Here is a 12,233-nt window from a genome sequence, read left to right on the forward strand (position 1 = left end):
GCGGTGGATTGAACCAGTTTCATCATCACTTTTTGGAGCGGGAAACGAGACTCGAACTCGCGACCCCGACCTTGGCAAGGTCGTGCTCTACCAACTGAGCTATTCCCGCAACTACCTTAAAACAGGTCGTACAGCATTTGGTTGCTTGCGCTACTGTACGGGAGCCGAATTATAAGAGCAGTCGTTCCAATTGCAAGGGCTTTTTTATCTGGTAGCGCGCGTTCGCTCAAAAGCTGGCCGAACTGCCGCTTTTAGCAACCAAACCGGGGTAACTCCTTACCTGGTACTCAGATTTTGAAGACGTGGCTGCGATAGAACTGCAATTCTGCAATGGATTCACGAATGTCATCCAGTGCCTGATGGGAGCCGCTCTTGGTGAACTGATCCAGCAACTCCGGCTGCCAGCGACGCACCAGCTCCTTGATGGTACTGACATCGACGTTGCGGTAGTGGAAGAAGGCTTCCAGCTCGCCCATGTGCTTGACCATGAAGCGGCGATCCTGACCAATGCTGTTGCCACACAGCGGGCTGGTACGCTCCGGCACCCACTGACGAATAAACTCGAGGGTCTCGGCAACCGCCTTGGCTTCATCATGCTGGCTCGCCTTGACCCGGGCCACCAGACCGCTCTTGGTGTGGGTATTGACGTTCCAGTCGTCCATCTTGGCCAGCTCTTCATCACTCTGGTGAATGGCGATGACCGGGCCTTGAGCCAACACATTCAGATCCTTGTCGGTGACTATGGTGGCAATCTCCAGAACGACACACTCTTCAGGGTCCAGACCCGTCATTTCCATGTCGATCCATACCAGGTTCTGCGCGCTGACTGTCATGATTACTCTCTCTATATGGGAGGAATGGCGGAATTTTGCCAATTTGCATGTATCATACTGGCTTTGGATCTGTTCATAAACTGGCGAATCGAGTGGCAAAGAAAGCAAAACTCAATCTGGGTCAACAAAGGCGCGTCCAGGCTAACCGCGAGCGGCGACTGCAAAAAGATCACACCACAGTGGTGGATGACACCCTGTTTGGCCCGGCTATTGAAGGGATGGTGATCAGTCGTTTCGGTCAGCATGCAGACGTCGAAGCTACTGACGGCACCATCCATCGCAGCAATCTGCGGCGCAGCAGCATCAGCAGCCTGGTGTGTGGCGACAAGGTGGTGTGGCGTCCCGGCCTCAATGCCGCGACCGCCGGGGTCATCGAGGCGGTTCATCCCCGTCATTCAGTGCTGACCCGGCCGGACTTCTACGACGGGGTAAAACCCATCGCGGCCAATATCGACCAGATCATCATCGTTTCGGCGGTGTTACCCGAGTTCTCCACCAACATCGTCGACCGCTATCTGGTGGCCGCCGAGGATGTGGAGATCCAGCCACTCATAGTGCTGAACAAAGTCGATTTGCTGGATGATGCTGCGCGTCTGCGTATTGAGCAGCAGCTGACCCCCTATCGCAAGCTGGGCTATCAAGTGATCCTGGTCAGTTGCGAGAGCGGCGAAGGACTTGACGAGCTCAAGGCCCAGTTCGAAGGCAAGATCAGCATCTTCGTCGGCCAGTCAGGGGTAGGTAAATCGTCCCTGACCAACGCCTTGATGCCGGGACTGGGAGTGCTCACTGGCGAGGTCTCGGAAAACTCGGGGCTCGGCCAGCACACCACTACCACGGCGCGACTCTATCACTTCCCGAGCGGTGGCGATCTGATCGACTCCCCGGGGATCCGCGAATTTGCCCTCTGGCATCTGGAAGCCGATCGCATCACCTGGTGCTTTATCGAGTTTCGCGACTATCTGGGGGGGTGCCGTTTTCGCGACTGTACCCACAAAGATGACCCAGGCTGCGCACTGCGTGGTGCCGTCAATAGCGGCCAAATCAGTGCCGATCGATTCTACAATTATCACCGCATCCTGGAAACCATGCAGGAAGCCCGTCACGGTCGGCAACAGGCCCGACTGTGACCTGCTATTCACCCCCTCTTTTGACTAAGAGCTGATGATCAACATGAGCATTACTGACAACCTTAAAATTGCCGGTCAATACTGTTTGCCCAAGCATGCCCTCTCCCGTCTGGTCGGCAAGTTTGCGGCTGCGCAAGCCGGTAACCTGACCACCCGCGTCATCGAGACCTTTATCAAGCAGTATCAGGTCGACATGAGCGAGGCGCTGCACGAGAGTCCGGCCCATTACAAGAGCTTCAACGAGTTCTTCACCCGTGAGCTCAAGCCCGGTATCCGCCCGGTGGTTGAAGATGCCATGACCCTGGCGCTGCCGGTGGATGGCACCGTCAGCCAGCTCGGCCCGATCCATCAGGGTCGCATCATTCAGGCCAAGGGCCACGACTACAGCGCCCGTGAGCTGCTGGGTGGCTATGAGGATCTGGTGGCACCGTTCAAGGATGGCGATTTCGCTACCATCTATCTGGCGCCCAAGGATTACCACCGTATCCACATGCCGCTCGATGGCGTGCTCGAAAGTATGGTGTTTGTGCCGGGGGATCTGTTCTCCGTCAACCCGCTCACTGCCGAGAACGTGCCTAACCTGTTCGCCCGTAATGAGCGGGTGGTCGCCACCTTCCGCACCCCGCACGGCCCGATGGCGCTGGTGCTGGTCGGTGCCACTATCGTCGCCAGCATCGAAACCATCTGGGCCGGCAACATTGCGCCGGCTAAGCAGAAAGGTGTGTGTGGCCAGAAGGAAGTGGTGCGCTGGGATTACAGCGGCGACGAAGCTATCACTCTGCAAAAAGGCGCCGAGATGGGTCTGTTCAAGCTGGGCAGTACCGTGGTCTGTCTGTTTGGCCCCGGGATGCTGGCTGGCTTTGAGTCCCACTTGACCAACGGTGTGACCACCCGCATGGGTCAACCCTTTGCCAAATTGGCGGAGCAAGCATGAGCGAGCAGCAACCCCCTGCACAGCCAGGCTCTGCGCAGAAAAACAACCCGCTGCACGGGCTGACGCTGGAAGCCATCGTCACCGCACTGGTCGAATACTACGGCTGGGAAGAGCTGGGGCAGCAAGTCAATATCCGCTGTTTCACTGAAGATCCCAGCATCAAGTCCAGCCTGAAGTTTTTGCGCAAGACCCCATGGGCACGGGAAAAGGTGGAGAGCCTCTACCTCTATGTCCAGCGCAAGCAAGCCAAATCGAAGAAGGAAGGGCCAGATGGCGTTTAAGATTACCTATACCTATAAAAAACAGGCTAAAGAGCTCGGCTACGCGAACGACAAGTTCCGCAGCATCTACGATGCCATTGCCGCTGCCGAAGGGCTGGATCTCGCCAGTTTCCACGCCATGGAGGCCCAACTGGCTCAGGTTTGTCGTCGTGACAAGAAAAGCGTGAAGGATTACCAAGAGAACTACTTCAAAGAGTTGGGATTTTCCAACATCGTCATTGAACGAGATAATCAGGAGTAACCATGCGAACCTTGACCCTGCTGACCGCCTCTCTATTATTGGCTGCCTGCAGCGCACCGGAGCCATCTATGGTAGGTAATGATCACGACAATCACGGCTGCCTTGCCAGTGCTGGCTACCAGTGGTCACCACTGGCCAACCAGTGCGTACGCCTGTTTGAACAGGGTGTACGGCTCAATCCGACCGACACCAGCCAGACCAGCAGCGCCTTCGTGCTGTTCAATGCCGACCAGACGCTGGCCGAGTTGCATCTGCCCAGCGGCGAGATGCTTGCTCTGACCCGTCAGGGTGCAGAAGGCAACTGGTCCTGGCTGGGCGGCGACTACACCCTCTTCCCCTGGAAGGGTTACGTGCTCAAGTCCGGTGACAAGGTGCTTTATCAGGGGGAATAACCCCAAGCGATAGCGCACTGCGTGGTATCGGCGCGATACCAGCCAAACAAAATGCCGACCCTGTGGTCGGCATTTTTGCAGGTAAAGATGGCGTTATCAGGCACGAATAAGATAATCCGCCTGCCCCACCCACTTATAACTGGTGAGCTCGGTCAACCCCATGGGGCCGCGGGCATGGAGCATCTGGGTCGAAACCGCCACCTCGGCCCCCAGACCAAACTGGCCGCCATCAGTAAAGCGGGTCGAGGCGTTGACGTAGACCGCCGCCGAACCGGCACCGTTGACGAAACGCTCGGCATTGGCCAAATCGTTGGTCAGGATGGCATCTGAGTGACCGGCGTTATGCTCGCGCATATGGGCCAGCGCCTCGTTCACATCCGCCACCAGCTTGACCCCCAGGGTCAATCCCAGCCACTCGGTATCGAAATCTTCCGCCCCCGCCTCGCACAGGTTGTCGGCCCCCACCAGCAGCCCCATGGCATTGGCCGCGCCGACCAGTGTCACCTTGCGTTCATTCATCAGCGCCACCAGCTGCGGCACAAAAGCAGCGGCGACTTTTTCATGTACCAGCAGGGTATCGAGGGCATTGCAGGCGGAGGGGCGCTGCACCTTAGCGTTGTCAATCACCGCCAGGGATCGCAGCAGATCGGCGCTCGCGTCGACGAAGATATGGCTGATGCCAAAGCCGCCGATGATCACCGGAATGGAGCTGTTCTCCTTGCACATCTTGTGCAGCCCGGCACCGCCGCGGGGGATGATCATGTCCACATAACGATCGAGGCGCAGCAACTCGCCGACCAGCGCCCGATCCGGGTTGTCGATGTACTGTACCGCCTCGGCAGGCAGGCCGGAGGCGGCCAGCGCACGCTGGATCACCCGCACCAGCTCCAGATTGGAGTGGAAGGTCTCGCGCCCGCCGCGCAGTATGCTGGCGTTGCCGGTCTTGAGGCAGAGGCTGGCTATATCGATGGTGACATTGGGGCGCGCCTCGTAGATGACGCCGATGACGCCGATGGGTACCCGACGACGGGAGAGCCGCAGGCCGTTCTCCAGCACCCGGCTGTCGATCTCTGCACCAACCGGATCGTCCAGGGTGATCACCTTGCGCACATCGGCCACAATCCCGGCCAGCCGGGCCGGATTGAGCAGCAGCCGATCCAGCATCGCCTCGGAGAGGCCCGCCTCACGGCCTGCCGCTATATCCTTATCGTTGGCCGCCAGGATCTGCTCGCTGTGCGCCTCCAGCTCGTCGGCGATAGCGGCCAGCGCCCGATTCTTCTGCGCCGTGCTGATGGTGGCCAGCTGATAGGCGGCTTCACGGGCCGCCTGCCCCATTTTCTCCAGACTCATCTCAGTTCCCTTTTGTTCATGCCGTGCCGCCCTGATTAGAGCAGCACCATATCATCCCGGTGGATAGCCCACAGACCCCGTAGCCATCGTTGGCTCTGGGCTAGTAGTACCAACCCACTCAGAGCAGCACCATGTCATCTCGATGGATCGCCACTGAACCATATCCATAGCCCAACACCTGCTCAATCTGATCCGAGTGAACACCGCGCAGCTTCTCCAGCTCCAGATGGTCGTAACGGCAGATGCCGCGGGCCAGCTCAACCCCCTTGGGATCGAGAATGCGCACCACATCGCCCCGAATGAAGTCACCCTTGACCGCGACTATGCCCTTGGGCAACAGGCTGGAGCCTTTCTCCTGAATTGCAGCAACGGCCCCCTGATCCACATGCACTTCACCGTGAGGCGGTGGACCAGCCAAAATCCAGCTCTTGCGCCCTTCCAGCGGGGAAGCCAACGCAGGGAACAGGGTGCCGATACGCTCGCCCTTGGCGAGACGACCAATCACCTCCGGCATCTGACCGGTAGCAATCACCACGTTGACACCGGCGCGACGCGCCACATCGGCAGCCTGCAGCTTGGTGGCCATCCCGCCGGTGCCAAGGCCGCTGACGCTGTCGCCTGCCAGCGAGCGCAGGGTATCGTCGATGGTCTGCACCTCTTCGATCAGCTGGGCATCGGGATTGGTACGGGGATCGGCGGTAAAGAGCCCCTTCTGGTCGGTGAGCAGGATCAGCAGATCCGCATCCGCCAGAATGGCAGCACGGGCAGATAGGTTGTCGTTGTCGCCCACCTTGATCTCGGCGGTCGCCACCGCATCGTTCTCGTTGATCACCGGAATGATCCGGTGATCGAGCAGGGTGCGCAGGGTGTCACGGGCATTAAGGTAGCGCTCTCGATCTTCCAGATCAGCGCGGGTCAGCAGCATCTGGCCGATATGCACACCATAAAGGTTAAACAGATCCTGCCATACCCGAATCAGCTGGGTCTGGCCGACTGCCGCCAGCATCTGCTTGTTGGGCAGGGTTGGCGCCAGTGGCGGGTGGCCCAGATGTTCACGCCCTGCGGCGATAGCCCCTGATGTGACGACCACGACCCGATGGCCGTGACGGTGCAAGGCCGCACACTGTCTGACCAACTCGACCATATGGGCACGATTGAGCTGGGAAGACCCCCCTGTGAGCACGCTGGTGCCCAACTTGACGACTATGGTTTTGTTTTCCATGGGAGCATAAAGGCTAAAAAAGTAAGGAATATCTTTATACCCACGGCCATGGTGGCCTGCAAGGCAATTAACGCCGGAGCGAGGGGATGCGGGAAAATGCGCGGCTCAGGTGGCTCGCAGGGTTGGACGAATGGTTAGCTGATAGCCCGGCGAAAGGGTCTGTTCTCCTCGCCGGGCATCAGGATTCATGCAGCCGTCACTGTCAATTCATTGGTGACCTGCTCAGCGGGCGCCAACTGGCACTCAAGAGCCACCAACTTGTCACTGATGAGCTTGTAGAAGCGGTTAAGGGTTCGGTCAACTTCCGCCTGATGCTTCTTGGGGATCGCCTTATTGATCCACTCACCCTCGGCATTGTAGAAACCGAGCTCATAGTGGTAACGGAAATGGTGATCGTCCTGCTCCAGCACCAGCCACCAGCCCCAGAACTCCCGTTTGTCCGGCGCCGGTTTGGCACTGACGCAAACGGAAAGGCTGTCAAAACGGTAGCGCCCCTCTTCGCAGAGATCCTCACGCAAATAGGGGCCGATAGCCGCAAACTGCCTCAGCAGCCGCTTGTAGGTCACTCTTTCAGACATGTTAACCTCCCTGTTAAACAAGCCACGCCATCTTATGAGGGCGTCAGTTTTTTAGCGCAATGTCAGGTACACAAATGTTGCTTCAACCACTCGACGATTTCGTCCAATGCCTTGTCATACACCTCCAGCAAAGGCTGTTTATCGAATACGATGGCCTTGCCATTACGGCTGGCTGCCGCCAATGCCCGTACATCCTGCTCGGGACAAATAAAATCTTTCTTGTGTCCGATACTTAATATCGGCACCGAGGTGCGAGTCCCCAGTAATCCTTGGGTTTTAAGTGAAAATACCTGGCACTTGGTGCGCATGTCATCCCACTTCGCCGCATCGGCCCCCAACCGGTTAGCCAAGCTATCACGCATCATGCGTGGACACTTGGTAAACAACTCCTGATTGGTAAATAACTGATTGACCCCGGCCCCGACACAGACCACGGTGCGCAGTTTGAAGGGTTCGATAAAGGCCAGCCGGGCTGCAACATTGCCTGCCAGCCGAAAACCGACCATGGCAATACGCTGGTGATCGACCCAGGCTACATCGGATAGATGGTGCAGTACTGCCTGGTGGAGACGACTGGTGTCTTGTACCAGCGGCCAATGCTCGGCATAGCCGATCCCCGGCATATCGAGGGAGAGCATACCGATGCCGTTGGGCTCCAGCCGCTTGAGATAAAAGTTGAGAAAATCGAGCTGCAGGGAGTCGATCCCCCCGCTGATAATCACCAGCGGCACCGGTTTGTCAGTGGTCGGTAGATGGAGATAACCCTGAATATGCTTGCCGCGAAATGGCACCTGGATCTCTTTGAGCGGCACTTTGAACAGTCTGCCCGCCTCACGATAAGCCATGTTGCCAAGCAACTGGGCCTGATCTGCCAGTTCGTCATCTTTCAGGTGGGGGTAGCTGGCGATGGAGTAGTAACGCACGGCCTTCAGCAGCTGTTTGAGCGCCCCCTTGGGGTCGCCTTGCTCACACAGTTCACGGCCTCGCTTGAAGTAAGTCCCGGCCAACTGGCTCCACTCATAGATCCAGTTGCCAGGTACGTATCCCTTGATGGTATCGAGATAGCAGTCGTGCGTACGCTCACCGGTTGCCATGGCAATCTGGGCCAGGGTTTGCTCTACTTCGACGGGATTGGCTCCCTGCCAAGCCCAGGAAGGACGGCGTAACAGGCGATACCAGCTCTTTGACATGGAGCCGTCGATAAACATCTGGTCTAACTGGGCCTCAGCCACGTCAGCCACACTGGAGTTGGAAATCTCGGATGTTTCCAATACCTTCTTGACGCGGGTAAATAACTTGTCAGTCAGGTTTAGGTCGTCGTTCAAGTCCAAGATGATGTCCCATTAATAATCAGGCAATGGTCCATCTTAACCACTTTTAACGCCGATCAGCCACCCCGTAACAGATTGATACACAAAAAACTGGGCCCCAAATTGGAGCCCAGTGCAACCATAACTGTGAAATGCGACACACTAACGTAGCGTTACTCTTCTTCACAAATCGGCGTGGTGAACTCCAGCGCCATATCCCACGGCTGTTCGATCCAGGTGTCCTGCGGGATGGCCACTTCGAAATCGTCCAACAGCGCCTCACCCATCGGCTTGGCGAAGATCGCGATGAACTTGGCTTTCGGGTAAAGATCGCGAATTGCCTTGGCGGTAGTACCGGTATCCACCAGATCTTCCACTATCAGCCAACCTTCACCATCACCGGCAGTCGTCGCACCTTTGACCACTACCAGCTCGCGCTGGCTGTTATGGTCATAGCTGGAGATGCAGAGGGTTTCTACGTTACGGATGCCAAGTTCACGAGCCATCAGGGCTGCGGGTACCAGACCACCACGGCTGACCGCGATGATACCTTTCCACTGGCTGACAGGCAGCTGACGACGGGCCAGACGGCGAGCTTCACGTTGCAGGTTATCCCACGACACATAGAACTTTTTCGGCATGTTATCTATCTCGAATAGTTATATAAAAACAATGACTTAAAGCAAAATCCCCGCTAGAAATCTTTCGGAGATCAGAAAATGTGGCTGGCGCTCAACTGAATTCAGATTGCACTTCGGCTGCCTCAGGGCTAAGCCTCGGCAGCGGATCTGGATACAATGGAAGCAAAACTGACATATCCGGCGATCGGCTAGAGAGAGAGTGCCGAAACCGCGGACAAGCTGTTGGGCCGAGATGATAGCACCGTTTGCAGAGAAAATGCCTGGCAAACGTATGCCAAAAACAGGAAAAATCGGCATCACCCTCTCCATTCGGCACATCCTGAGAGCCAAACGGCCAACCTGTCGTCCCTGCTGATGACACCAAAAAGGGCACAGCGGTAAATCGCAGATAAAAAAATAGCAGGGGGAGGTTTGACCTCACGCACCTGCTGCTTTCTCGTCCCCGCCTAATCAGGCTGCTCGTCTTAGCGACGAGTGACGAAGGGGTTAGGGTAGCTGAAACCTTGGGTATACAAAGAAGGGGCAAACCAATAGGTTGAGTTGCTGCCTGGCATATTAAAACTCCTGATTGCTTAACAAGTTACGTACCTTTATGCGGGCTCAAATCCTTGAACGAACACTCGGTTCCATGGAGGCGCACTTGCTTTGCTTCGGTTCCCTGGAGGCTTTCATCGTCATCCTGACGGGTGGCGAACCACGGGAGCTAATGTACCAGTCGACACCGTAAATTCAACTTTTTTGTGAGATCGGTCACAAAATTTCTTTTGCACCACTCAGCATCGCTCTAACCTGACGATCGTACTGCCCTGTTGTCATACACCAGCACAATCAGCCTGCGATTTGCGCTGACGGCTCACATTTTTGTGCGATTGACTGTATTATCGTTAGCCTCTTCCTCGGCCCGCTGATGGGGCCCTGTTTTTTTCCGTGCTGGTAAGGAGTCCCGACGTGGCACAACTAAGTTCCTTGACCCCCCAACTGATTTGGCATTTCTTCGAACAGATCTGCTCCATTCCCCACCCTTCCAAGCATGAAGCCAAACTCAGTGCCTGGATCATCCAATGGGCCCAGGGGGAAGGGCTGACCGTCAAGCAAGATAACGTCGGCAACATCATCATCAAGAAGCCGGCCACCCCGGGCATGGAAAACCGCAAAGCCGTGGTGCTGCAAGCCCATATCGACATGGTGCCGCAGGCCAATGCCGACACCAAACACGACTTCGCGACCGACCCTATCGATGCCTATATAGATGGTGAGTGGGTCACTGCCCGTGGCACTACTCTGGGTGCCGACAACGGCGTCGGCATGGCAGGCTGTCTGGCGGTGCTGGCCGACAAAACCATCAAACACGGCCCGCTGGAAGTGCTGCTGACCACCGACGAAGAGACCGGCATGACCGGCGCCTTCGGCCTCGAAGCAGGCTGGCTGGAGGGCGAAATTCTGCTCAACACCGACTCCGAAGAAGATGGCGAAGTCTATATGGGCTGCGCTGGCGGGGTGGATGCCAATATCCGCTTCCCGCTCGAGCTGGTTGACGCCAGCGAAGGCGAGGCTGTCGAGCTGGCAGTCAAAGGGCTGCGTGGCGGCCACTCCGGTTGCGACATCCATCGCGGCCGTGGTAACGCCAACAAGCTGCTGGTCCGCCTGCTCAAAGCGGCCGAGCCGCTGGGCATCCGTCTAGCCGAAATCCACGGCGGCACCCTGCGCAACGCCATCCCGCGCGAAGCCCGTGCCACCCTGCTGGTGCCCGCTGCCAGCGTGAGCAAGTTCAATGCCTTGGTTGACCGCTACACCGGTATCTACCAGACCGAGCTGGCCGCCACCGAGCCAAACCTGACCCTGCTGGTCAACAGCGCAGCCAAACCAGCCAAGCTGATGAGCGTCTCCCTGCAGCAGCGCCTGCTGGATGCCCTGCTGGCCTGCCCGAACGGCGTGATGCGCATGAGCGATGCCATGCCCGGCGTGACCGAAACCTCTACCAACCTGGGGGTCATCAAGACTCAGGATGGCGAAGTGTACGTCCAGTGCCTGATCCGCTCCCTGATCGACTCCGGCCGCGAGAGCATCGAGCAGATGACCCGCTCACTGTTCACCCTGGCTGGCGCCAGCTGCGAATTCACCGGTGCCTATCCGGGTTGGGCGCCGAACGTGGACTCCCCCGTCATGGCGCTGGTACGGAGCAGCTACCAATCGCTGTTTGGCACCATGCCCAACGTGATGGTGATCCACGCCGGTCTCGAGTGTGGTCTGTTCAAGAGCGCCTATCCAAAGTGGGACATGGTCTCCTTCGGCCCGACCATCCGTGGTGCCCACTCCCCTGACGAGAAGGTGCACATCCCGGCGGTCGAGCGTTTCTGGCAACTGCTGGTACACGTGCTGGAAGCCATTCCGGCCAAATAACCCGGCCGACGCCACACGGCAAAACAAAAGCCCCGCACTGCTGCGGGGCTTTTTATTGTCTGCTGGGCTGATATGGCAGGCTGCAGCGCTTAACGAATGCCGCGCGCCTCGCGGATCCACTCCCAAGCTTGCTGGATCTCCTGAGTCTTCTCCTTGGCCATCTCCATCATCTCCGGCGGCAGCCCTTTGGCGGCCAGTTTGTCCGGGTGATGCTTGCTCATCTCTTTGCGGTAGGCGCGCTTGATATCCTGATCGCTGTCGCTCTCGCTCACCCCCAGCAGCTGATAGGCATCCTTGAGCCGATCCGCAGAGGGCGCCTCCTGCCGATACTGCTGGCCACCCGCACCACCACCCTGATATTGGCCATGAGAACGATTGAAGAAGTTCATCTGCGCTTCGGCCATCGCCAGAATGCGGGCCAGCTCGATGCGGCTGAAACCCAGCTCGTCGGCGATGGTATGGAGAATGGCGCGCTCGCCCTCCTCTACCCGCCCGTCAGCAAAGGCAGCCTGTAGCTGTACCTCGAGGAAGAAGCGCAGTATATCGCGCTGCCCCAAGCTGGCACGACGGAACTCGGCCAGCGTCTCGCGCAGCGGAAAATCGGCCTCTTTACCGAGACGAAACGACTCCTGCGCCCGGGCACGCTGATCACCGGCCAGCCGCATCCGATCCATCAGGTTGGAGGCAACCCGGATCTCATGCTCGGTTACCTGACCGCTCGATTTGGCGATGTGGCCCATGACTGAAAAGGTGGCATGAAAAAAGACCGCTTGTTGTTGCGGGTTCGGGCCGCGACGAAACGCCCCTTGCAGCCCCATACCCCGATCAAAACGGTGGCCGATCCACAGACCAATCAGGGCGCCAATGATATTGCCGAGCAGAAAACCGAAGAAGGCGCCCAGCACCTTACCCCAAATACGCATG

At 57.8% G+C, this 12,233-nt stretch carries 13 protein-coding genes and 1 tRNA gene; 6 read left to right on the forward strand and 8 right to left on the reverse strand.

The window, feature by feature from the left end; all coding sequences use genetic code 11:
• Positions 1-33: 33 nt before the first annotated feature.
• Positions 34-109: transfer RNA gene (locus BN1135_RS02035), tRNA-Gly, on the reverse strand.
• A 178-nt stretch (positions 110-287) separates the two neighbouring features.
• Positions 288-833, reverse strand: a complete 546-nt coding sequence (gene orn, locus BN1135_RS02040; protein WP_042018470.1) for an oligoribonuclease — start codon at positions 831-833, stop codon at positions 288-290.
• A 92-nt stretch (positions 834-925) separates the two neighbouring features.
• On the opposite strand from orn, the gene rsgA reads away from it, so the two are divergent.
• The 5 genes from rsgA to BN1135_RS02065 are packed head-to-tail and all read left to right on the forward strand — an operon-like array spanning position 926 to position 3,808.
• Positions 926-1,960, forward strand: a complete 1,035-nt coding sequence (gene rsgA, locus BN1135_RS02045) for a small ribosomal subunit biogenesis GTPase RsgA (protein ID WP_042018620.1) — start codon at positions 926-928, stop codon at positions 1,958-1,960.
• 43 nt (positions 1,961-2,003) lie between these two features.
• Positions 2,004-2,894, forward strand: a complete 891-nt coding sequence (asd, locus tag BN1135_RS02050) for an archaetidylserine decarboxylase (protein WP_042018621.1) — start codon at positions 2,004-2,006, stop codon at positions 2,892-2,894.
• Positions 2,891-3,175: a VF530 family protein gene (locus BN1135_RS02055; RefSeq protein ID WP_042018472.1), complete on the forward strand. Its 285-nt coding sequence runs from the start codon at positions 2,891-2,893 to the stop codon at positions 3,173-3,175. The genes asd and BN1135_RS02055 overlap by 4 nt, the downstream gene beginning before the upstream one ends.
• Complete coding sequence (locus BN1135_RS02060; protein ID WP_042018474.1) at positions 3,165-3,416, forward strand: DUF2960 domain-containing protein; 252 nt, start codon at positions 3,165-3,167, stop codon at positions 3,414-3,416. The genes BN1135_RS02055 and BN1135_RS02060 overlap by 11 nt, the downstream gene beginning before the upstream one ends.
• A gap of 2 nt (positions 3,417-3,418) precedes the next feature.
• The gene (locus tag BN1135_RS02065; protein ID WP_042018475.1) at positions 3,419-3,808 is read left to right on the forward strand and encodes a hypothetical protein; all 390 of its coding nucleotides are present in this window, start codon (positions 3,419-3,421) and stop codon (positions 3,806-3,808) included.
• 96 nt (positions 3,809-3,904) lie between these two features.
• On the opposite strand, the gene BN1135_RS02070 is transcribed toward BN1135_RS02065, so the two are convergent.
• From BN1135_RS02070 to gpt, 5 genes are all read right to left on the reverse strand, one after another.
• Complete coding sequence (locus BN1135_RS02070; RefSeq protein WP_263053668.1) at positions 3,905-5,194, reverse strand: glutamate-5-semialdehyde dehydrogenase; 1,290 nt, start codon at positions 5,192-5,194, stop codon at positions 3,905-3,907.
• An 82-nt stretch (positions 5,195-5,276) separates the two neighbouring features.
• Complete coding sequence (gene proB / locus BN1135_RS02075) at positions 5,277-6,380, reverse strand: glutamate 5-kinase (protein WP_042018477.1); 1,104 nt, start codon at positions 6,378-6,380, stop codon at positions 5,277-5,279.
• 185 nt (positions 6,381-6,565) lie between these two features.
• A complete protein-coding gene (gene crl, locus BN1135_RS02080) occupies positions 6,566-6,958 on the reverse strand; it encodes a sigma factor-binding protein Crl (RefSeq protein ID WP_042018478.1) in 393 nt (130 codons plus the stop codon).
• 62 nt (positions 6,959-7,020) lie between these two features.
• Positions 7,021-8,289, reverse strand: a complete 1,269-nt coding sequence (gene frsA, locus BN1135_RS02085) for an esterase FrsA (protein WP_042018479.1) — start codon at positions 8,287-8,289, stop codon at positions 7,021-7,023.
• 152 nt (positions 8,290-8,441) lie between these two features.
• On the reverse strand, positions 8,442-8,909 hold the full coding sequence (gene gpt / locus BN1135_RS02090) for a xanthine phosphoribosyltransferase (RefSeq protein WP_042018480.1): 468 nt from the start codon (positions 8,907-8,909) through the stop codon (positions 8,442-8,444).
• Between the two features lie 948 nt (positions 8,910-9,857).
• Between gpt and BN1135_RS02100 the strand changes: the two genes are divergently transcribed.
• Positions 9,858-11,309, forward strand: coding sequence for an aminoacyl-histidine dipeptidase (locus tag BN1135_RS02100; RefSeq protein WP_042018482.1), 1,452 nt, complete (start codon positions 9,858-9,860; stop codon positions 11,307-11,309).
• Between the two features lie 89 nt (positions 11,310-11,398).
• Here the strand turns inward: BN1135_RS02100 and djlA are convergent, their stop codons facing one another.
• Positions 11,399-12,232, reverse strand: coding sequence for a co-chaperone DjlA (djlA, locus tag BN1135_RS02105; RefSeq protein ID WP_042018483.1), 834 nt, complete (start codon positions 12,230-12,232; stop codon positions 11,399-11,401).
• Between the last annotated feature and the right edge of the window lies 1 nt (position 12,233).

Source organism: Aeromonas sobria, assembly GCF_000820145.1.
GTDB lineage: Bacteria > Pseudomonadota > Gammaproteobacteria > Enterobacterales > Aeromonadaceae > Aeromonas > Aeromonas sobria.

Coding starts and splice junctions, on each gene's coding strand:
- orn (WP_042018470.1), bottom strand. CDS start 833: ATGACAGTCAGCGCGCAGAACCTGGTATGGATCGACATGGAAATGACG.
- asd (WP_042018621.1), top strand. CDS start 2,004: ATGAGCATTACTGACAACCTTAAAATTGCCGGTCAATACTGTTTGCCC.
- BN1135_RS02055 (WP_042018472.1), top strand. CDS start 2,891: ATGAGCGAGCAGCAACCCCCTGCACAGCCAGGCTCTGCGCAGAAAAAC.
- BN1135_RS02060 (WP_042018474.1), top strand. CDS start 3,165: ATGGCGTTTAAGATTACCTATACCTATAAAAAACAGGCTAAAGAGCTC.
- BN1135_RS02065 (WP_042018475.1), top strand. CDS start 3,419: ATGCGAACCTTGACCCTGCTGACCGCCTCTCTATTATTGGCTGCCTGC.
- proB (WP_042018477.1), bottom strand. CDS start 6,380: ATGGAAAACAAAACCATAGTCGTCAAGTTGGGCACCAGCGTGCTCACA.
- crl (WP_042018478.1), bottom strand. CDS start 6,958: ATGTCTGAAAGAGTGACCTACAAGCGGCTGCTGAGGCAGTTTGCGGCT.
- gpt (WP_042018480.1), bottom strand. CDS start 8,909: ATGCCGAAAAAGTTCTATGTGTCGTGGGATAACCTGCAACGTGAAGCT.
- djlA (WP_042018483.1), bottom strand. CDS start 12,232: ATGCGTATTTGGGGTAAGGTGCTGGGCGCCTTCTTCGGTTTTCTGCTC.